Source organism: Deinococcus humi, assembly GCF_014201875.1.
In the GTDB taxonomy this organism is placed as follows: Bacteria; Deinococcota; Deinococci; order Deinococcales; family Deinococcaceae; genus Deinococcus; species Deinococcus humi.
This window is the reverse complement of the sequence record NZ_JACHFL010000004.1, coordinates 83,823-103,068: the sequence shown is the minus strand read 5'-3', so window position 1 is coordinate 103,068 and position 19,246 is coordinate 83,823. Positions and strand designations below refer to the sequence as shown.

At 63.1% G+C, this 19,246-nt stretch carries 16 protein-coding genes and 1 pseudogene; 6 read left to right on the top strand and 11 right to left on the bottom strand.

Annotated features, from left to right (window positions below; all coding sequences use genetic code 11):
* Positions 1-763 precede the first annotated feature (763 nt).
* The gene (locus HNQ08_RS09540) at positions 764-1,315 is read left to right on the top strand and encodes a hypothetical protein (protein ID WP_184130666.1); all 552 of its coding nucleotides are present in this window, start codon (positions 764-766) and stop codon (positions 1,313-1,315) included.
* An 815-nt stretch (positions 1,316-2,130) separates the two neighbouring features.
* Positions 2,131-2,928 carry a carboxypeptidase-like regulatory domain-containing protein gene (locus tag HNQ08_RS09535; RefSeq protein ID WP_229789859.1) on the top strand — a complete coding sequence of 266 codons (798 nt, stop codon included), beginning with the start codon at positions 2,131-2,133 and terminating at the stop codon, positions 2,926-2,928.
* A 295-nt stretch (positions 2,929-3,223) separates the two neighbouring features.
* On the opposite strand, the gene HNQ08_RS09530 is transcribed toward HNQ08_RS09535, so the two are convergent.
* The 3 genes from HNQ08_RS09530 to HNQ08_RS09520 form a co-directional block, all read right to left on the bottom strand.
* A complete protein-coding gene (locus HNQ08_RS09530) occupies positions 3,224-4,306 on the bottom strand; it encodes a carboxypeptidase-like regulatory domain-containing protein (protein ID WP_184130663.1) in 1,083 nt (360 codons plus the stop codon).
* Between the two features lie 150 nt (positions 4,307-4,456).
* A complete protein-coding gene (locus HNQ08_RS09525) occupies positions 4,457-5,218 on the bottom strand; it encodes a hypothetical protein (protein ID WP_184130660.1) in 762 nt (253 codons plus the stop codon).
* 301 nt (positions 5,219-5,519) lie between these two features.
* A complete protein-coding gene (locus HNQ08_RS09520; protein WP_184130657.1) occupies positions 5,520-5,666 on the bottom strand; it encodes a hypothetical protein in 147 nt (48 codons plus the stop codon).
* Between the two features lie 281 nt (positions 5,667-5,947).
* Between HNQ08_RS09520 and HNQ08_RS09515 the strand changes: the two genes are divergently transcribed.
* Positions 5,948-7,294, top strand: a complete 1,347-nt coding sequence (locus HNQ08_RS09515) for a fibronectin type III domain-containing protein (protein ID WP_184130654.1) — start codon at positions 5,948-5,950, stop codon at positions 7,292-7,294.
* A 418-nt stretch (positions 7,295-7,712) separates the two neighbouring features.
* Here HNQ08_RS09515 and HNQ08_RS09510 read toward each other — a convergent pair whose 3' ends face one another.
* The 5 genes from HNQ08_RS09510 to HNQ08_RS09490 form a co-directional block, all read right to left on the bottom strand.
* Complete coding sequence (locus HNQ08_RS09510; RefSeq protein WP_184130651.1) at positions 7,713-8,192, bottom strand: hypothetical protein; 480 nt, start codon at positions 8,190-8,192, stop codon at positions 7,713-7,715.
* A 473-nt stretch (positions 8,193-8,665) separates the two neighbouring features.
* Positions 8,666-8,929 carry a hypothetical protein gene (locus HNQ08_RS09505; protein ID WP_184130648.1) on the bottom strand — a complete coding sequence of 88 codons (264 nt, stop codon included), beginning with the start codon at positions 8,927-8,929 and terminating at the stop codon, positions 8,666-8,668.
* A gap of 107 nt (positions 8,930-9,036) precedes the next feature.
* Complete coding sequence (locus HNQ08_RS09500; RefSeq protein WP_229789861.1) at positions 9,037-9,897, bottom strand: SDR family oxidoreductase; 861 nt, start codon at positions 9,895-9,897, stop codon at positions 9,037-9,039.
* Positions 9,898-10,005: 108 nt separating this feature from the next.
* Positions 10,006-10,416, bottom strand: a complete 411-nt coding sequence (locus HNQ08_RS09495; RefSeq protein ID WP_184130645.1) for an Rrf2 family transcriptional regulator — start codon at positions 10,414-10,416, stop codon at positions 10,006-10,008.
* A 365-nt stretch (positions 10,417-10,781) separates the two neighbouring features.
* Positions 10,782-12,857, bottom strand: a complete 2,076-nt coding sequence (locus HNQ08_RS09490; protein ID WP_184130642.1) for a molybdopterin oxidoreductase family protein — start codon at positions 12,855-12,857, stop codon at positions 10,782-10,784.
* Positions 12,858-12,895: 38 nt separating this feature from the next.
* Between HNQ08_RS09490 and HNQ08_RS28095 the strand changes: the two are divergent.
* Positions 12,896-13,090: pseudogene (locus tag HNQ08_RS28095) on the top strand (hypothetical protein); the annotation flags it as partial.
* A gap of 111 nt (positions 13,091-13,201) precedes the next feature.
* Here HNQ08_RS28095 and HNQ08_RS09485 read toward each other — a convergent pair.
* The 3 genes from HNQ08_RS09485 to HNQ08_RS09475 are packed head-to-tail and all read right to left on the bottom strand — an operon-like array spanning position 13,202 to position 17,213.
* A complete protein-coding gene (locus HNQ08_RS09485) occupies positions 13,202-15,643 on the bottom strand; it encodes an alpha-mannosidase (RefSeq protein ID WP_184130639.1) in 2,442 nt (813 codons plus the stop codon).
* Entirely contained in the window at positions 15,640-16,227 is a 588-nt protein-coding gene (gene gmhA / locus HNQ08_RS09480) for a D-sedoheptulose 7-phosphate isomerase (protein ID WP_184130636.1), read from the bottom strand. The genes HNQ08_RS09485 and gmhA overlap by 4 nt, the downstream gene beginning before the upstream one ends.
* Positions 16,224-17,213 (bottom strand): ROK family protein, encoded by a 990-nt coding sequence (locus tag HNQ08_RS09475; protein WP_184130634.1) that lies wholly within the window; start codon positions 17,211-17,213, stop codon positions 16,224-16,226. The genes gmhA and HNQ08_RS09475 overlap by 4 nt, the downstream gene beginning before the upstream one ends.
* A 215-nt stretch (positions 17,214-17,428) precedes the next feature.
* Here HNQ08_RS09475 and HNQ08_RS09470 point away from each other — a divergent pair, with 215 nt between their 5' ends.
* Complete coding sequence (locus HNQ08_RS09470) at positions 17,429-18,340, top strand: carbohydrate ABC transporter permease (protein ID WP_184130631.1); 912 nt, start codon at positions 17,429-17,431, stop codon at positions 18,338-18,340.
* Positions 18,340-19,239, top strand: coding sequence for a carbohydrate ABC transporter permease (locus HNQ08_RS09465; protein WP_184130628.1), 900 nt, complete (start codon positions 18,340-18,342; stop codon positions 19,237-19,239). The genes HNQ08_RS09470 and HNQ08_RS09465 overlap by 1 nt, the downstream gene beginning before the upstream one ends.
* Positions 19,240-19,246: the final 7 nt, after the last annotated feature.

The following is a 19,246-nucleotide window of genomic DNA, read 5'->3' as shown; positions in this document are numbered from 1 at the left end:
CCCTCACACCTGTGAGGCGACGTATGCGGTGGGCTGGCTCGTCCCGGAGGTAGATCAGGAGATCGGTGGCGATCCTACTGTCCTGCAGGTGATGGGGTTGCTCGGCGCCCATTTCCTAAACGCGCTTGCCACAACAGACCGTGGATGGGGGTGGCGCTCAGCGCGTCGCCTTCGCCCACCGGGGGCACTGCAGACCGGGGCGGACCCAGCTTCCTGCCCAAAACTCGTCCACATGGTGATGGTCTTTGTTGTGCATCCGGAGCGAGGTCGGTTGTCGATTCTCGAAGCGCATCACGTAGGCTACGTGATGGTGCAGGGTGCGGCCCGGCCATGCGGCAGTCACCGTACACTGGGCCACCGCGTAACGTTTCTTGCCAGCACTTCAATCACGTCCACCTGCGCGAAAAAGCTCGGGATAAACGACAGCCCCTGCCTGTCGCCTGTCATCGGATTGCGCCCCGATCCATGCAAAACCGCGCTGGGCGCAATCAGTGCCTGAAGCGTCGGCAGATCCCTACTGTCAGAGGCCGTGAGCAGTCGGATGGCGACGGTCTGGGCACTGGCGGTCTGGATCCTGGGCTGACTCTTTGAGGTCCGAGGCTGCTGCACCTGCTGTGACTGACGTTTGATCGACCCCAGCACGCGAGGTTTCGGCCCGCGTCACAGCCCAGTCACGCCCGGAGCGGCAGTCTCGGACTTCCAGAGGATCGCCGGGCTCACCCACGCCCCAAAGACACGGCGGTCCAGCTCTGGAAGGAGAGTGATGTCCGAACCTGCCTTTGCCCTGCTGCTGCTCGTTCATGTCGCCAGCGCCCTGGCCCTCGTGTGTGTGGAGGCCGCCACGCTCCAGGGCATGTCGGCCCTGCGCTCTGCCCAGGACAGCCTCACCGCGCGGCACCTGCTCAGCTCGCTCCAACGCCTGACGGTTTTGTCGCGCACTGCGCCCCTGACCCTGATCGGCTCGGGGCTGTCGCTGGCATGGTTGGCCGGGGCCTTTGCTGCGCCGTGGCTGATCCTCTCCATGCTGGGTACCGCCCTGCTCGCCGCGCTGGTGCATGTCGTGGAACTGCCTCGGCTTCAGCGTTTCGGGCAAGCGCTCCAGCAGCATGGCGGTGCAGGGGCGCTGCACGGCTTGCAACGGGACTCGGCGCTGCGCTGGAGCGCCCGCATCCGCTTTGCCACGCTGATCTGGGTCTTTTTCCTAATGCTCGCCAAGCCCGCCCTGTCGGTTGCCGCGCTGCTGGGCCTTGTGGTTTGTGTTGTCTTGCTGCTGCCCCTCGCGCTGCGGCGTCCGGAAAATACGGCGCTGGCATAAGGCTCAGACACAGCGCACCAGCGCTCTGAATGCAACTGGCCGGGAGCGCCCCCGGTGAGAATAAGGCTGAGTCCCCTCAAGGCTTACTTTTTAGGAGCAAGCGCCTTATCGACGTGAGACTGCGGACCCCTATGAACGACCTTTGGGACGTCATCCCCACACAGGACCCGAGTCTGGATGGTCATCGCAGCTTAAGGGTTTCGATGGCGCTGAAGGAGCATGACAAGCACAAAGGCGTGCTCCAAGGCAGCCCGCCACCAATGCTTGACGCCGTCAACGCTCGTTCAGACCCCATTCAGAGATCAGCTGGAACAAGTGTGCACGACGTTCTTCCGCGAAGAGGAGATCTGAAGTTTGAACTCCACCCGCAGCGGGTCACGTGGCCGCCCTCAATGCTGCGCTGGTGGAGCCGTTCGTGCACACGGGAGCCGAGAGCAGATCCCTGAGAGAGCCAGAGAGTGTGCCGGATGCAGGTATAAAACGGTGGCGGGAGGGCTTCAGATTGGTCACGACGCGGTGGGGAAGACCAGTTCAGTTGAGGCAATCCACCCTCCCAGAGTCCCTCCCCAAACTGTCCGATTCGTTGTTGGCACTCTCCAGAACTCATGGCTGGATCCCACACGCCACCTTACGCTGGTACTCGAGGTTTCCTGAGCAAGATGCTCCTGACTTGCTTGTCGGGAGCTTCGGTTCCTTTGGTGTTGCCCAGTCCAGCCGGATGACCGTCTGTCGATCATCGGCTCATCATCGGCTTCCCTCTACGCTCAGGCGCATGGAGTTGGCCGCTGAGGCCGCTTCCCACCTGGAGGTCCACCATGAAGCTCAAGCTATCCCGCATCACGCTAATCTTCGCAACCCTCGCCAGCGCCTCTCTGACCGCCTGTGGCGCTCCCCCTCCGGTCAGCCCACCGACACAAAACCAGAATCCCAAGCCGTCCCCAGAGCCGAACCCGAATCCCGGCACCGCCCGGCCATTCCACATGATGGGTGTAGTCAAGAACTCCCAGGGCAAACCGCTGGCGAACGTGCAGGTGGGGGCCGACAATACCGTGATCGACGGTTCCGAGGTCTGGACCGTGACAGATGGGCAAGGGCACTATGATCTTGATTTTTCCAACTTCCCCATTCTCAATTCATGGACGGCAACCGCCAATTTTCCCGTCAATTACCATGGGCAACCCTACACCTTCTATCCCGAGGTTGACACCACTGCTCCTTTTCTAGGCCAGGATGGCGCTGTACGGAACTTTACGCTGAAACTGACGGGTCCTTCTTCTGGTGGCGGATATCACGGTGCCCTTTTATACGCCAATTACGGGCTTTCGGAAGCAGGGGAAATGCCAGAGTTTAATGATGTGGAATATCAGCTTATGCCGGATGGCCCACTCATCGACGGAACAACGGGCGATTCATTCACCTTAAAGTGGGCGCAATTGCCCTTCGAGGTGCCACAGGGGCGTTACACGATCACGGCACGCTCACTCTCGGGCAAAGGTCCTCTGTGGCTTAAGACGCGTGGTGGATCTTATGGTCCTAGCGCCACGCTGAACATGGAATATACAGCGGGTACAGGAATGACGCTCAGTGTGGATATTGTCCATCCACACCAATAAATCTCACCTCCATTACTATACGGTGTCTGCCGATCTCTAGAGACTGCCAGGAGCTGATCTGAAGTTTCAGTGTTGAGCCTGGTGTAAAGCAGGGTCAGTAGGTGATGCGACGAGATTCCCCGAGCGATGTCGATGACACGCTTCCCTGTTCATGCGGCCGCTTCATCCTCCTTCCCGAGGATGCCAGGTACCGGACAATCCCATCTGGGAACTCCTCCAAAACCTGCTACGCCCACGGTGAGGCGGCGTGGTTTTGGACTGGTCCTGATCCTGCCGGTATTCGAGGTGTTCCTCATTACCGCACGGTCGTCAGGGAGATGCTGGTAAACATGTTGGGCGCCGTCACCGTGGTGCCCGGAGCGTCCGCGCCGTAGATGCCGAACAGATCTCCGGCATTCACCTGTCCATCGCCGTTTACGTCTTTCCAGGCGGAGAGCTGGTATTTCGCACTCTCCTGAAGATCGTCCAGGCGGTACGCCGCGCTCATGCCTGGTGTGGTGACCGTCGTTGTTCGCCTCGTCGCCTGGTCGCACTGATCGCCCTTCATCACGCATACCGCGACCACAGTACCCTTCAGGTCCGCGTTCGCACGCACCTCACCGGACACGTACAGAGCGTCGCTCGCGCTCGTCGTGGGTTTCTCCCCCAGTCTTACGGTGAACTCCAGCACGTCACCCACGGTGTTCGAGCGCCGGAAGTCGCTCGTCATGGAGAGTTCATAGTTGCTGGGGTTGCGAGCCCCGATCAGCACGGTCTGTGGGGCGCTGTTCTCGGGCATGTACCGTGCCGAGACCTTGTAGCGGCCTATTGGAATGTCCCGCAGTTGCGAGCCCACGAGGAAGCCCTTGATCACCTTTCCAGGGCTGCCGTCAATGATCGGCCCGACCGGGGTCAACGTGACCTCTACGCGGCCCAGGTCGAAGCCGGGCGCATTCACTGCGCCGAACATCCACAGCGTTCCGCCGTAATATCCGCCGTCGGGCTTTTTTCCAGTGAGCTTCCAGGTGAAGTCGCGGATGGCTCCTGACCGTGTGGCGAACTCGGATCGGTCAGCGGGCACGAGCTGGAACTGGTAGACCGTCCCATGGTATTCGCGGCTCAGCCGGGCACCACCGCGCCAGGTACCGATCTCGTTTCTCGGAAGCGTGATGGTGTACCGCCCCTGCCGATTGGTCGTCCCGAGCGCGTTCATGTTGTAGTACAGCGTGTTCTCCGCGTAGACGTCCACGCCAGAGACAGGCTGCCCGGCGGAATTTCGAACGGTTCCGGTCATTATGTAGGGAGTGGGTTTGGTGGTGTCTGCCTGAGTCACGCCTCCGGCAAGGAGCGAGGCGAGGAGGAGTCCTGCTTTTACGCCGTTCAATTTCTTTGTGCTCATGGGCATTTCTCCTTTGGCCGCGCTATCGGCAAGAGGCTCTGTGGCCAGGATGAGGGGTTTGACTGGTTTGCCGCGACGTCCCGGGTAAGGGGCCGTCGGCGCGCGGCCCGCACTTCTCGGAGGGGATGACGCACCGGCAACGCTCCAGCGTCAGTTCAGCCGGACGGTTCTCAAGAAGGCGTCGAGCCGGGTCAGCCGGGGATTGTTTTGTAGAGCGTTCAACAACTGCGCCGTGCGCATCAGGGACGCTTTCCACTCGGCGCCCGCGTCCTTTCCCGCCAGCAGGGCGTCCATAACGCGCCGATTGGCCCCGGCGTAGGCATCGACAGGCAATTCGCGCAGCGCGACCGAGTACTGGAACGAGAGGTAGTACTTTCCATCGTTGGAGAGGCCCTGAAAGGTGTAGAAGACGTTCCGCCGCCCCAGGGGTGCGACCTCGCCGGGGCTGATGAAACCGGCCAGGAAGCGCACCCCCCGCACTCCCGGAAAGTCGAGATATTGAACCGCGGCGTGGAGGACCTGGCCCTCGTACAACCGTGGCAGGAAGGGCATCTGGTCAAGAGGGGTGAGGGGGCCGCGCCGCGTTTTAAGCAGGGCACGAAGCATCTCGATCTGGTCACGGACGCCGTCCTGCCCCCGCGGATCCCGGGCGAGAAGGTCCGCGACGGGATACACGTCCAGTCCGCCCACCGGGGGGTTAGCCGTCCCAAACAACGCCTCCAGGTGGTGGGGTGGAAAGAACCGTGTAAAGCCCGTGTTCTCACGCTTTTGCGCTTCCACGGCCTTGATGCTGCTCCCGAGGCCGAGGAGCCGCGCGTCAAAGGCCAGATGCGGCAGGGCCGGCGACGTGGCGAGGGCACCACTCAGGGTCAGGACGAGGGAGAGTGCGGCGATCCGTCTGAAAGTTCGCATGGGAGGGTCCTCCTTGTGGTGGAACGTGCCCGGAACCACCCGGGCAGCGTGAATGGCGCGGACTGCATGGAACCCTGGCAATTCACCTGCACTCGCCGCTCTCTTCTCTTCATGCCGGGCACGCAGGGTGTAGATCCTTGGTCGCTCCGCCCAGTGCCGAGTTCGTTCTTTGGAAGTGCAATGCGGTGGTGTCCCTGCGCGTCCGTCATGCCAGGCTGGCTCACGTTGTACTGGAGCGTGTTCTCGGCGTAGACCTCCGCGTCCGCGACGGGCTGACCATTCTCGCTTTTCACGATGCCCGTCATCGTGTATGGCTCCACCTGACCAGGGTTGCCCGGTCCGGTGTCGCCAGCGGGGGCTCGACCGGAGTGGAACCCACGCCAGTGCCCCCGCACGAACTGCGAACCGTGAGCAGCAGCGCCACGCCCACCACCTTCATGTTTCGCATCTTCAGCCCTCTCTTTGCGGCGAGCACCTCTTTGGGCCTGCCGGTTTGAAGTCAGGGCACCATAGAGGGAGCTGGATGTCATTCGGGTGTCACCCTGCCGAGCCGCCGCTCAGGCCGCGGTTTTCCAGGTTCCTTGCGTCAGTGTGACCTGGTCAGTTTCCGTGCCAAGCTGTCTTTCTTGTCCTCTTTTCCGCTTGACCCCATCACACAGGGGTTGCGGGGCTGCCATCCCTCTGCCATCTGCCCTTTCGTACCTTGCCATCCGAAAGGAAGGTATGAATATGCAGAAACGAGAAATGGTCGGATTTTTGATGCTCACAGGTGCGCTGGCAAGTTGTGGAGATGGCGGTGCGGCGCCGGGACAGATCCCCGCCAACCCCACGACTTTTACCGCGGCCGCCAAGGGCAGTACCCAGGTACAGCTCGACTGGAGCGGCGTGGAGGCGGGAGCACACGTGGTGCTGGAGCGCAAGTTCAACAACGGGGCCTACGCCACGCTGAAGGACAACCTGACCACGACGAGCTGGCTGGATGAGAACCTGACCCCCAACACCACGTACACCTACCGCCTTAAGGCCACGAACGCGGTCGGGTCGAGCAGCGGACTGGAAAAGAGTGCCACCACCGCCGATTCCGGCAACCCCGACTTCACCCTGGACGCCACGCCCAATACGCTCAGCATCGGGCCGGGCCAGAGTTCGGCGACCACTGTCAGTGTCACTCGCCCGCAGAACCCGGACGGGACCGTGGCGCTCACGCTGGAGGGGGAGGTGGTCGGGACGGGCCCCGACAAGATCGCGGGCACGTTTAGCGAAGGGAATAACACGCTGTCCCTGACGGTCGGTTCAAACGTTCCGGTCGGCTTATACGATCTGACGGTCAGGGGCACGAATGGCAGCGTCACCAAGGCCGCGAACGTGCGCGTCGTGGTGGAGAAGTGGCTGCTGGTGGACGATGACCGCAGCGGCAACAACTGGCCCACCAGCAATCCTGCCCCTGACTCAGACGGCGACAAGTTCATGCGCGCCGCGATGGCCGGCAAGGTCTTTGACGTGGCAGTCGTGCCCTACAGTGCCAGTGGGCAGGCGAAGGACGAACCCGACGGCCCCAGCACCGAAACTATGAAGAAGTACAGCGGCGTGATGTGGTACACCGGAAACACCATTGTTAACCCCGTGACATCCGGCGACGTGGCGAACCTCCAGGGCTACCTGAACACCGCGAACCGCAAGGTCGTGCTCTTCTCGCCTGGGTTTGTCCGGACCTCCGCCACAAACGGCTCGACCATGGCAGAACCCGGTGAGGCAGTTCAGACGTTCTTCAAGGCGTACGCAGGGGTAGATAAGCTGGCGTACGCGGGGCTCATCAACGGGAGCTACACCGTCACCGGCCAGGCGAACACGGTCATGCAGGGCCTGAGCCTCACCCTGAAACAGGGTGCCAACCGGGCCGACCTGGCGCCGGGGCAGGGCACGCAGACCTTGCTGAGCGCCGGGAGCGCCGTGGTGGCGACGGTCAGGTCAGGCGTGGGCACGGCGACCTCTTCGAGGCTGACTCTGCTCGGCCTGCCCACCAGTAATCTGACCCAGGACGACACGACGGCCCTGCTCGGGAAACTGATGCGGTAACGGTAAAGAACGAAAAGCCCGATGCGCCGAAGCGTCGGGCTTTCTCTCATTGCCTGTTGTTCGGGTGGGGTCACCCATGTCGTGCGAAGACGCCGTCCGCTTGATGGACGCGGGGTTTGCCGAAAAAGAGCTTCTGGGGGCGAAACTCAATTGGTCGGGGTGGCTCTTTGCTGACTGTCAGGGAGCAGCGGAGGGTTATGCAGGCAAGCGACTCAAATTCCAGGCCGCTCGCTGTAAGGCTTCTGACCACGTTTTCTTCAGAACGCTGTTGGTTTGCATTGGTTGCGCCTCCTCCGGGGTCAGTGGGGGAGGAGAGGAGCGACCGAGCGGAAAGCAGATTTGATGCAAAGCCACACGGTGATCAGGAACCGTGCGGCGTAGCCTTATTCAATGGCCCCGGAAGATCTCTAAAGAACAGTCAACCCTGCCCTAGTGCGAACATCGCCACCGACACTGCGCCGAGCACCAACCACGCGCCGATCATGATGGTCAGGGTAGTCAGGGCGTAGCGGCGGCCCTTGTGGGTTGAAACCGAATCCTCGGTGATGCCGCCCCCGGCGTTCACGTTGTAGGCTGACAACTCCTCGTGGGTGTCGATCACGTTCTGCTGCTTATCATGCCAGTGTTTGATGACTTCCAGTGACGCCTGGATACTGGGACGGATGTTCACGGCCAGCGCGATGCCCAGTGCCGCGAAGATCAGCGGTGCCACCAGGCGGAACCACGTGCCCCAGTCAGGGTTGCTGTTGTTCATGGCCGAGCCGTAGGTGATCAGCAAAAACGACTGTGCGGTTAGAAAGGCGCTGATGCGGTTGTTGAGCTGCGCGGCCTCAAATTGCACTTCGCTCCGAAAGAACTGGAGTCGGCTGAAGGCTTCGCTGGACTGGAGTTCGCTCATGGCAGATGCGAAGGTTAACATGACAGTCCACCGCACTGGCGCCAGTCTTATTGATCAGGACGTGGTTTTTTATCCTTCCCTTCAGGAGATTGTTGGGTTCATTTCGCATTCTTGTGAGGTCACATTTCGCCAGGCCTTCGCTCCCGGTGCAGGGTTTGCCCACCGGCCACGGTACTCAGGATGAGTAGAGGCGTGCCGTAAACCCTGTGGGACGAGAACAGCCGTCAAGGATAGGGAATTATTTGCCCACACAGAACGTCACTTTGCGGCGGCTGAATTCCTGATGCTCCGCCCACCCAACCGGTCTTGCGGACGACCAGGTTCAGTGAAGGGAATGGGCGGACGGGGGACGGACCGCAATCCTCCGCACCGCGTTCAGGTCTCCTACGTCCTCGAACGCCTCCGCAGCGCTCCGGTTACACTTCTCAGCCTCTTGGAGGCGCAGGGCCGCCTCCGCTGTCTGGGCAGCGCGCTTAAACCAGATAGCCGCCTCGCGGGTCTGAGCCCTTTCCCATCAGTGCTCGGCCACCTGCTGCGGAGACCGTCTCGGGCGTCCCCTGCCACATCGCCTCGTACAGCAGGTTATGGCTGAAGCGCTCGCCCGCCATGATCTGCGCGGCCTCTAAATCCTCCCAGGCGCTCGCGGTCGCCGCCCAGCTCCGCTTGGAAGTGGTGTCCGTGACCCTGAAGTCTGCCAAGCGGAACTGGGCAAGCAATGTCCAAGGCCTGCGTCGCATGCAACGTAGGCCCCAGAGTTTTCAATCTACCGCCAGGGGAGACGATTCCCTGCGATGACACCGCTGTTCATTCCAAAGCGGAGCGCAGCCAATGGATAGGGTCTCGCTTAGGCCAGGGCCGCCCGAACGCTTTCGGCCAGCGTGGTGGTTGGCCGACTGATCAGGCGGCTCAGATCGTGGCGGTCAGTGTACAGTTCGCCCTGTGCGAGGTGCGCGTCAGAATCGGCAAGGACGTCGGCCAGAGCAGCGGGCAGGCCCACTCCCCGCAACATTTCAGCGTAGGCCTGCTGCGGCATATCCTGATAGCTCACCGGGCGTCCTGTTTGGGCCTGCACCTCGGCCGCCAGCTCGGCGAGCGTGAAGGCCTGATCGCCGCCCAGCTCGTAGACCGCGTTCTCGTGGCCGGGCTGACTGAGGACCGTGGCCGCCGCTGCCGCATAGTCAGCCCGGGCCGCAGCGCTGACCCGGCCTTCTCCCGCACTCCCCGCGATGACCCCGAGTTGCGCGGCCTGGGCAGGGGTGTAATTCTCCAGATACCAGCCGTTCCGTAGAAAGACGAAGGGCAGGCCGGAGGCGCGAATCAGCTCCTCGGTGGCCTTGTGATCGCCCGCCAGAATCATCGCGGAGGTATCGGCCCGCAGCAGACTGGTATACGCCAGCAGCTTCACCCCTGCCCGTGCGGCGGCGTCCACCACATTGCGGTGCTGGCCCACGCGATCGTTGAAATCGCTGGACGAAATCAGAAGCAGGTGGCTTACGCCCTTCAGCGCCGCGTCCAGCGTCTGCGGCTGTGTGTAGTCGGCCTGCCGCACCTGCACGCCCTGGGCGGTCAGAGCTTCGGCCTTGGCAGGGTCGCGCACCAACGCCACGATCTCCTGGGGGGGCACCCCATGCTCCAGCATGGCCGAGATGGTGAGTTGACCGAGATGGCCGGTGGCTCCGGTGACGGCGATCAGACGGTTGGACATGGTGACTCCTGGGGTCCAGTACGCTGGACCAGCGACGAGAGGGCGAAACTGTACAGGGGGTGGTGTAATAAAAAAATCTACAGCTCAGGCCAAAAAAATCGAACTGACTCAGCTCACCTGAGCTATGGCTGTCGTGACGTCCGAGAGCCGGACCAGGGCCAAACGCGCCTCCATGGCTGCCTGAGCCTGTTCAAAGACCGCGTCCAGCACGCCCTGAATGCGTGCTCCTACCGGGCAGGCCGGGTTGGCTTTCTGATGCAGCTTCAGGACTGAATCCGGCGCTCCGACGGCCCGGTAGATGTCCAGCAGCGTGATTTGCGACGCTGACCGGGTCAATCTGGCTCCGGGCACTCCCCGCTGGGTGTCGAGCAGGCCCGCCCGCCTGAGGTGCCCCACCACATTCCTCACCACCACCGGATTGACGCCGACGCTTGCGGCCATCTCCTCGGAACTCATCGGCTCAGGAAAGGCGTTCAGGAGGGCCAGGACATGCACGGCAATAGAATAGTCACTGTTCATATCCTGATCCTCCTTCAGCATCCTGTTCCGACTTGTTATTATTTTACTTACAAGTAGGTCTATGTCAATAGGCACAGCCCTCACCTCATCGGATTGAGCCTCAGGTGGCCAGGGTTACGCGCTGCTCTGACCTGAAATCTCCTCTGAGCAGCGCCTGTCCCATACCTGTTGCCTGCCAGGGCTGGAGGTTCATGCCGAGGAACGCTCTCCTGAAGAAGGAATGTGCCCAGGAGAAAGCCGCCCATCTGCCTGCGACCGCCTGACACCTGTGGCTGATCCTGGGAGAATCATCGCCACCGAAATGACTTGAGGCGCGAGGACTGCCGGCCTGAGGCGGGTTAGGCGGGTCACATGGCTCTCGCCGGTCAGGAGCCCTGGTCCGTCGCCGTGCTGCTGTCCCCAGCGGCCCCGACGGGCCGCACCCGCACCCGCGTGTTGTGGAAGGTGCTGCCCCCGCCCAGGTCGGTGAGGGTCTGGGCGGTCAGGGTATTGATGCTCTGGCCGTCCGGCGCCGACAGGCCCCACCATGTCCCCTCCACGACCACCACGCCTGGCTGCGTTGCCCCGGTCACCCGCACGCGGCGCTGCACCTGGCCCACCTCAGATTCCAGCGCGGCGTAGGCCCCATCGCTCAGCCCGGCCGCCTGCGCGTCGTCAGGATGGATCAGGAGCTGGGGCTCGCCGCCCTCGGCGCGGTTGAGGTTGGGCAGGTTGCCGTAGGTGCTGTTCAGGAAGTGATGCGCTGGCGGGGTGAGCAGCCGCAGGGGATAGACGTCATTCAGCGCGGCCTGCGCCTCGCGGTGAACCGGCGCGGGCGCAAGCTGCACCCGGCCACTGGGGGTCTCCGCCCCGTGGGCATACGGCAAGAAGGGCGTGGGCAGATTCAGGCGCACGCTGCCCTCGGCTCTCACCCTCTCGGGGGTCACACCGGTTAGATACGGGTGGCCGCTGTCCAGTACGGCCTCCAGCAGGTCATCTACACTCCAGTACACGCTCGGCTCGGTCACGCCCAGGCGGCGGGCCAGCTGCTGAAAGACCCAGGAGTTGGGCCTCGCCTCGCCGGGGGCCTCCAATTCTGCCGGGTTGTAGCCCAGCCAGTGGTGGCCGTAACTCGTGTACACGTCGGCGTGTTCGGCAAACGTCGTGGCGGGCAGCACGTAATCGGCCAGCCGGGCCGTCTCGGTCATGGCCTGTTCCAGCACCACCACCAGCAGGTCGGCGCGCTGCAGGCCGGCGCGCACGCTGCCCGAATCTGGGGCAACCACCGCCGGGTTGCAGTTGTAGATCAACGTGGCGCCCAGCCCGGCCGCGGGCTTCAGGGCGTCCGAGAAGGCATTCATGTTGATGTGCGGTGTCTCCTTGCGGATCAGGTGGGCCGCGCCCAGCTGCGTGCGGTTGAGCTTGAACGCCCCGCTGCTGCTCAGGACGCAGCCGCCGCCTGGCACGCGCCAGTCGCCGGTCAGCGCGGAGATCAGGGTGACGGCGCGCAGGTTGGTTCCGCCGTATTCGTGGCGGGTCATGCCGTAGCCGACCCGAATGTAGGTGGGCCGGGTGGTCCCGATGGCGCGTGCGAGGTCCTGCACATCCTGCACGCTCAGACCGGTGGTGGCGGCCGTGCGCTGCGGCGTCCACCCAAGGGCAGCTTCACGCAGCTCCTCGATGCCCTCGGTCGCCTCGGCGATGTATGCATCGTCGGTCCAGCCGTGGGCGAACAGCTCGTGCATCACGCCCAGCGCCAACGCGGCGTCGCTGCCAGGACGGATCTTGAGGTGCGTGTCGGCGTAGGCGGCACTGCGATTGCGGTACGGATCGATGCAGATGATCCTGGCCCCGGCCTTGCGGGCCGCCGTGAGCTCGGGCGTCAGGTGGCTGTGGGTGCTCAAGCTGTTGATCCCCCACAACACGATCAGCCGGGCGCGGCGCACGTCTGCCGGATCAACCGCGTAGCGCGCGCCGTAGCCCATGGCCCAGGCCTCGGTGCCGGCGGTGGCGCAGATCGTTTCGTCCAGTTCCGGGGTGCCCAGGGCGCGGAACAGCGCGTGCACGTGCGCACCCTCCATCAGGCCCATGGTCCCGGCGTAATTGTAGCGCAGGATGCTCTGCGGGCCGCGGGTGTCCAGCAACGTCCTCAAGCGGGCGGCGATGTCGTCGAGCGCCGCGTCCCAGCTCACGCGCTCGAACACCGGCTCGGCATCAGTCTTCGGATTCACGCGCCGCAGCGGGTACAGGGGCCGGTCCGGATGGTTGGCCCGCGCGGGGTAATGCACCGTCTTGGCACAGGCAAAGCCGCGGGTGTAGGGGTGTCCGGCGTCTCCCGTGACCTTCAGCATGCGTTCCTGTCCGTCCTCACCCCGCCCGAGCGTGACCCGCAGGCGGCAGGCATCGGGGCAATCCAGCGGGCAGGTGAGCAGCACGTCGCGCGTGGGAACAGAGGCGGTCATGCCGGAAGTCTACGCGGCGCGGCTGCAAGCTGGGAGGGCGAGGGTTTATCCTCGGGGCGAAACGGTGGGTCGTCGAACGATCCTTCGTGTGGTCGTGAAGATTCCGTCGGCTGGGACAGGATCTGGAACGGCCGCCATTGACGCTGGGCAGATTCCATGTCCTGGCAGCGTGCATCTCTGCAACAACCTCAAGCCGCTTTTTACAGATTTGGTGCAAATCAACGAGTGCCTGAAACAACACGGTAGCGTCCCCGCGTTACGTCCGCCGTCACCCAGCTCTGTGCGGACACCTGTGTCTGAGCTTCAGGCCTGTCCTTGGCACCTTTTCAGGTTCTCAAGCTGTTTCAGGTCTGACCCAGCACCTCAAGTTCTGTCAGGTTGATCACCTGTGCCGGCCCCCCACTATCAGGGATCAAGACCGTTTTGATTTCGAACGCACCGAGCTCAGTCTCAAAACTACAGGTCAGAAGGGGCAGGTCCACCTGGGCGCGGATGGGACGGCCCTGGGTCTCCACCAGACGGAGCACGTAACCGTGATTGTTCTCGGCGCGTTTGAAGACCGTGATCTGCGCGTTGGCCGGCTCGACCTGCATGAAGGACGCGGCAGGGGCGAACGGACCATCATGGTAGGTCTCTGGAATCACCAGTGGCCGCTCGGTGAACACAGCCGCTTCGCGGGGTGTCCCAGCGTCTCTCCAGGTGCCGGCGTGCGGATAGAGCCAGTACGTGAACTGCTGCTCACCCTGATCCATGAAACGGTAGTCGCCGCCCTCGGAAGGGACGTAGGGGTCGTGATGGGCAATGACTGGAGAGCGCAGGACCGTCAGCCCGATGTCGGCGTCCAGCGCGTGGTAACTGTATTTGGCGTCATTGATCAAACTCAACCCGCGGATGACGCCGCTGGGCCGGTGGACCCCGCTCAGATCGATCCAGCGTTGCCCGGGTTGTTCATCGCCGGTGGTGGGACGGGTGGTGACGCCGTAGGGCGCTTCGAAGGTCGCTTCTGGGAAGTGAAGGTGTGTGGGAAAATTCAGCTTCAGCACCCGGTGCTGTTCGTGCCAGTCCACCCGGACGCGCACCTCGATGTGTGGCTGGGCGGCGTACAGGATGTAGTCCTGCGTGAGGGTACTGCGCCCGAAGCGGCTGACGGTGCGGATGGTGCTTCGGACCGGACCGTGCTCCAAGACGGCGCTTGTCGCGTCTGCGAACCGGCCGACAACAGCGTCGTAGCGCAGCAGCGCGTGACTCCAGGTGTCAGATGGATCGTCCATGACAGTCCCGAACGCAGCCGTGTCGCTGAAGACCTCCGCTCCGCTGCGTTTGTCGAGCAGACGCGCGATGCCGCCGGTCTGGGGATCGATCTCCAGCCGGAACGCGGCATTCTCCAGATGTAGGTCGCTCGCGTCGACCTGCAAGGTTTCAGGCCCGGCTTCGGGCCGGACCGTGTAGGTGCGGTACCCGAAGGGCGGCAATTCGGCCATCCACGTCAGGCGCTTACGCCAGCCGGTGACCGTCGCTTCCGAGCGCACGCGCTGTGCTGGCACCGGCTGGCCGCTGTCATCAGTCACCGTGAACTCTTCGGGGACACCGCCCGTTTCGTGTTCGATGGGAACGCGCGTCGCCCAGGGGTGCGGGTTAAAGACCACGTACGGTTTGCTCCCCTCCACGCGCGGCACCGTCACGCGCCAGCTGATTCGCTGCAGGGCCGCATTCGTGAGGTGCTGGGCGGTCGCCAGCGCCTCACCGTACTCATTGCGGGCGTCCTCGTAGGCACTCTCAATCGAGGTGCCTGCCAGAATGTCGTGAAACTGATTGAACAACACCCGTTTCCAGGCGCGCTCCAGATCGGCGTGGGGGTACGGGAGGCCGGTCAGGGCTGTGGACAGTGCGGCGATCTTCTCGGCGCGCACCAACGCGAGCTCAGCCGCGCGGTTCCAGCGTTTGACGCCTGAGTGCGCGGCGTAGCAGCCGACCGCGTGATGCTGCAGCTCGTTGATCCACACCGGCACGCTAGCGTCCTGCACGGCATCGAAATACTGCGACGGAGCGCTCAGGCGCAACTCTGGAAGGTCGGCCGCCCCATTCAGGCGCGCGATGGACGCGAGGTTCTCGGTGGTGGGGCCACCCCCGTGATTTCCGACGCCATAAAAACACATCAGCTCGGAGACGCTGCCGCTGAGCTCGGTGGTGCATTTGCGAATGTGCGCTTCAAGGTCTTTGCCCCAGGTACAATACTCGTAGGGAATCCGGAAGGTCAGGACCCGGGAGCCGTCAGGCCCCTCCCACCAGAACAGTCGGGCGGGCAGTGCCTGTTCGTGCGGTCCGGGCCGCATAAAGGTGTATCGCGTCAGTCCACTTTTGAGCAGGATCTGCGGCAGCGTTCCAGCGTGCCCAAACGAGTCAGGATTGTAACCGGTGTCGGCAGTCCGTCCGAACTGTGCGTGAAAGAAACGCTGTCCATACAGTCCCTGGCGCACAAAGCCTTCGCCACTCGGGAGATTGCAGTCGGCCTGGACCCACCAGCCGCCGACCAGGGCCCAACGTCCCTCCGCGACTCGCGTCCGGATCTCCTCGAACATTTCCGGCTCGTTGTCGGCGATCCAGGCGTGATGGGCCGCCGATGACGCCGTGAAGACAAACCCTGGATGTTCCGCGAGATGGTCGAGCGCAGAGCGGTAGGTGGCCTTGATCTCCTGGTACCCTTCCTGCCAGTTCCACAGCCACACCGGGTCTATATGGGCGTTGCCGATCATGTGAAAGACAGCGGCCTTCGGCGTGATCGTCATGCCTGAGCGTCCTCGACAAAAGCGTCATCGATGGTCTCACACAGCACGTGAATCAGCAGAATGTGGATTTCCTGGATCTGCGCGGTGTGCTCGCTTGGTGCCCGCAGACTCACGTCGGCGCACTGTGCCGCCGGGCCACCGCCCTCTCCGGTCAGGGCGACGGTAAAGGCTCCGCGCCTGCGGGCGGCTTCCAGCGCACGAATGACGTTGGCACTGCGCCCACTGGTGGTGATGCCCACCAGCACATCACCGGGTTGGGCGAGGGCCTGAACCTGCCGGGCAAACACCTCCTCGAACGCGTAGTCGTTGCCGATGCAGGTCAGCGCACTTGAGTCTGTGGTCAGGGCGATGGCCGGCAGGGGGCGGCGTTCCCGGCGGTAGCGTCCGGTCAGTTCCGCGGCAAAGTGTTGCGCGTCGGCCGCGCTGCCGCCATTGCCGCAGATCAGGAGTTTGTTGCCGCGCTGTAGCGCGTCCACGCAGGCCTGCGCCGTCAGGCGGACTTCCGGGGCGAGTCCAGCCAGGCGGTCGAGGGCCTGGCGGTGCCGGTCGATGTAGCTGTGAAGATGCTCGGTGGCCAGGGTCATAACGAAACCTCCATCGGCTCCCGCAGTGCGACGGCTGCCGCACCCAGGATGCCAACGTTCTCTGCGAACGCTGCGGGGCAGATATCCACGCTGTCGGCGAGCGCCGGCATGCTGCGCCGCGCCACCCGTTCGCGGAGAGGGGGAAAGAGCAGATCTGCGAAATTGCTGATGCCGCCGCCAATCACCACGCGCTCGGGATCAAAGGCGTGCACGATGCTGGCCACCCCCGCCGCCAGCATGTCCAGTGTTTCGTCCCACAGCGCGTGAGCGACCGGGTCGCCGGCCTGCAGGGCTGCCAGGACGGTCTGGGCCTGAATGTCTTCCAGACTGGGGACCAGGCGGGCCAGCAGCGATTCCGGATGGTGGGCCGCAAGTTCACGGGCGCGCCGGGCGATATTGGTGCCAGAGGCGTAGCCTTCGAGACAGCCGCGGCCTCCACAGTTGCAGGGCCGCCCGTCGTAGCGCACCTGGATGTGCCCGAGTTCACCCGCGTTGCCGTGCTTGCCGCGGTAGAGTTCACCGTCCAGGATCAGGCCCCCGCCGATGCCGGTCGAAATGGTCAGGTAGACCATGTGCCGGGTGCCCTGGCCGGCACCAAAGTGGTACTCGGCCAGGGCCGCAGCATTGGCGTCGTTCTCCAGGGACACTGGGAGCCCCAGGCCAGCCTGAATCCGGCGCACGAGGGGATACTCGATCCAGCCAGGCAGGTTCGGGGGATTCTGGATCAGTCCTCGCCGGGTATCCAGGGGACCACCGCACCCGATCCCGACCCGACTGACCGACGCGCGGCTGCGCTGCAGCAGGGTCCGGCTCAGGTCAAGCAGCCGTTCAACGATCCTGTCCGGGCCTTGCTCGACAAAGGTCGGCGTGCGGACCGTGTCCAGCAGTTCGCCGGTCGCGGTGACAATCCCGGCGGCGAGTTTGGTCCCACCAATGTCAATTGCCAGGACATGGCGTGGGTTGGCCTCCAGCGGAAGCGTGGTCATGGGGGGCTCCTCTGCAGTCAGGTGAAGATGGGTTGGGGCGCTGGCCTTGCCCATGAGCATATACCAAAAGCTTCAATTTTTTTATATATTTAAGCAACTCACCCGTGTACTGACGTCCCTGGCCGAGACAGAGCAAAGAAGGCCGCCGCTCCGCAGTTGCCGATGAGCCTGTCGTCACTGCATCCCTATCAGCCGTCCCCCTTCAGGAGGTTCACATGGCCCGCATGAGCCAGGTCCGGCGGAAAGAAGCGCTCACCGGTTATCTGTTTATCGCCCCCTGGTTTCTCGGTTTCCTACTGTTTGTGGCAGGCCCGATGCTGTGGTCGCTGTACGCCAGCTTTACCAACTACGACATCACTTCCAAAGCGACCTGGGTCGGCTGGGACAACTATCGACGGCTGTTTTTCGATGACGACCTGTTCTGGACGTCGCTGTACAACACCGGTTTCTATGTCCTGTTTGCCGTGCCGCTCAGTGTGTTCACCGGCGTCCTGATCGCGGTGCTGCTGAACCAGAAGATTCCCGGACAACGCATTTTCCGTACCATCTTCTTTCTTCCCAAAGTGTTGACGGGTGTGGCGGTGCTCCTGCTGTGGCTGTGGGTCTTCAATCCTGATTTCGGTCCCATCAACGTCTTTCTCAGGGCCATCGGCGTGGACAACCCTCCGCTGTGGTTCGCCGACCCCACCTGGGCCAAACCCGCCCTGGTCATCATGAGCATGTGGGGTGCAGCGGGCGGCTACATCATCTACCTGGCCGGTCTCCAGGGGATTCCCCGGCACCTGTATGAAGCGGCCATGCTCGACGGTGCTTCGCCGGTCAAGCAGTTCTGGGCCATCACCGTACCCATGATGTCGCCTACCATTTTCTTCAAACTGGTGACCGGCATTTCTGCCGCCTTTCAGTTCTGGGAGACCTCACTGATCGTTTCAGAGGGGGGTAAGGGTGGACCGTCGTACTCAACGTTGTTCTACGGCCTGTACATGTGGCAAAAAGCTTTCGGCGAGTACCAGATGGGCTACGCCAGCGCGATGGCCTGGGTGCTCCTGATCATTACCCTGATGCTGACGGGCTTGCAGTTCTGGGTCTCGCGCCGCTGGGTGTACTACGAGGGAGAGGCTCGCTGATGACTGTCCAACAGAATCTGCCCAGCTCGGCTGCTCCGGTCGCCAAGCGGCCCCGGTTTAACGGTCCGATCGCGAAGAATCTCTTCTGGAAACTGATGGCGTTCGCCCTGCTGTGTGCCATCAGCGCGGCGGTCCTGTTCCCGGCGCTATGGATGCTTTCCACTGCCCTGAAGGCCGACACCCAGGTCTACGCCAACCCACCCATCTGGATCCCCGATCCACTGCGCTTCGATAACTTCAGTAAAGCCTGGTCGCTGGCGCCATTTACCCGCTACGCCATCAACACGGCCCTGTATGCCGTGGCCGTGGTGGTCGGCACGGTGCTGTCCTCTTCGCTGGCCGCCTACGGCTTCGCGAAGCTGCGTTTTCCAGGCCGTGACCTGATGTTCGGCATTCTGCTGGCCACCATGATGATTCCAGGGATGGTGACCTTGATCCCCCAGTACATCCTGTTCTCCAGACTGCACTGGGTGGGGACGTACCTGCCGCTGATCGTGCCCAGCTTCTTTGCGGGGGCCTTTTTCACCTTCTTGCTGCGTCAGTTCTTCATGGGGATTCCCAACGAGTATTCTGAGGCCGCGCGGGTGGACGGCGCCAGTGATTTCTGGATCTGGAGCCGGGTGGTCATGCCGTTGTCCAAGCCAGCCCTGGCGACGGTCGCGATCTTTACTTTCGAAGGCGCCTGGGACAGCTACGTGGGCCCACTGCTGTACCTCAACGACGAGAGGCTTTACACCCTGCAGGTCGGGCTGCAGTTCTTCCGCACCGCCACGGCCGTGCAGTGGCAGTACCTGATGGCGGCGGCCCTGCTGGTGATGCTGCCAGTCATTATCCTGTTCTTTACCTTCCAGCGCTACTTCGTGGAAGGCGCTTCCGTGAGCGGCGGCGTGAAAGGATAAGACGGCA

Bases quoted from the DNA above. Each gene is read 5' to 3' on its own strand.
- gmhA (WP_184130636.1), bottom strand. From the start codon at position 16,227: ATGACCCTGGCCACCGAGCATCTTCACAGCTACATCGACCGGCACCGC.
- HNQ08_RS09485 (WP_184130639.1), bottom strand. From the start codon at position 15,643: ATGACGATCACGCCGAAGGCCGCTGTCTTTCACATGATCGGCAACGCC.
- HNQ08_RS09475 (WP_184130634.1), bottom strand. From the start codon at position 17,213: ATGACCACGCTTCCGCTGGAGGCCAACCCACGCCATGTCCTGGCAATT.
- HNQ08_RS09535 (WP_229789859.1), top strand. From the start codon at position 2,131: ATGAAGCTCAAGCTATCCCGCATCACGCTAATCTTCGCAACCCTCGCC.
- HNQ08_RS09470 (WP_184130631.1), top strand. From the start codon at position 17,429: ATGGCCCGCATGAGCCAGGTCCGGCGGAAAGAAGCGCTCACCGGTTAT.
- HNQ08_RS09510 (WP_184130651.1), bottom strand. From the start codon at position 8,192: ATGAGCGAACTCCAGTCCAGCGAAGCCTTCAGCCGACTCCAGTTCTTT.
- HNQ08_RS09495 (WP_184130645.1), bottom strand. From the start codon at position 10,416: ATGAACAGTGACTATTCTATTGCCGTGCATGTCCTGGCCCTCCTGAAC.
- HNQ08_RS09520 (WP_184130657.1), bottom strand. From the start codon at position 5,666: ATGCGAAACATGAAGGTGGTGGGCGTGGCGCTGCTGCTCACGGTTCGC.
- HNQ08_RS09515 (WP_184130654.1), top strand. From the start codon at position 5,948: ATGCAGAAACGAGAAATGGTCGGATTTTTGATGCTCACAGGTGCGCTG.
- HNQ08_RS09505 (WP_184130648.1), bottom strand. From the start codon at position 8,929: ATGCGACGCAGGCCTTGGACATTGCTTGCCCAGTTCCGCTTGGCAGAC.
- HNQ08_RS09465 (WP_184130628.1), top strand. From the start codon at position 18,340: ATGACTGTCCAACAGAATCTGCCCAGCTCGGCTGCTCCGGTCGCCAAG.
- HNQ08_RS09500 (WP_229789861.1), bottom strand. From the start codon at position 9,897: ATGTCCAACCGTCTGATCGCCGTCACCGGAGCCACCGGCCATCTCGGT.
- HNQ08_RS09540 (WP_184130666.1), top strand. From the start codon at position 764: ATGTCCGAACCTGCCTTTGCCCTGCTGCTGCTCGTTCATGTCGCCAGC.
- HNQ08_RS09530 (WP_184130663.1), bottom strand. From the start codon at position 4,306: ATGAGCACAAAGAAATTGAACGGCGTAAAAGCAGGACTCCTCCTCGCC.
- HNQ08_RS09525 (WP_184130660.1), bottom strand. From the start codon at position 5,218: ATGCGAACTTTCAGACGGATCGCCGCACTCTCCCTCGTCCTGACCCTG.
- HNQ08_RS09490 (WP_184130642.1), bottom strand. From the start codon at position 12,857: ATGACCGCCTCTGTTCCCACGCGCGACGTGCTGCTCACCTGCCCGCTG.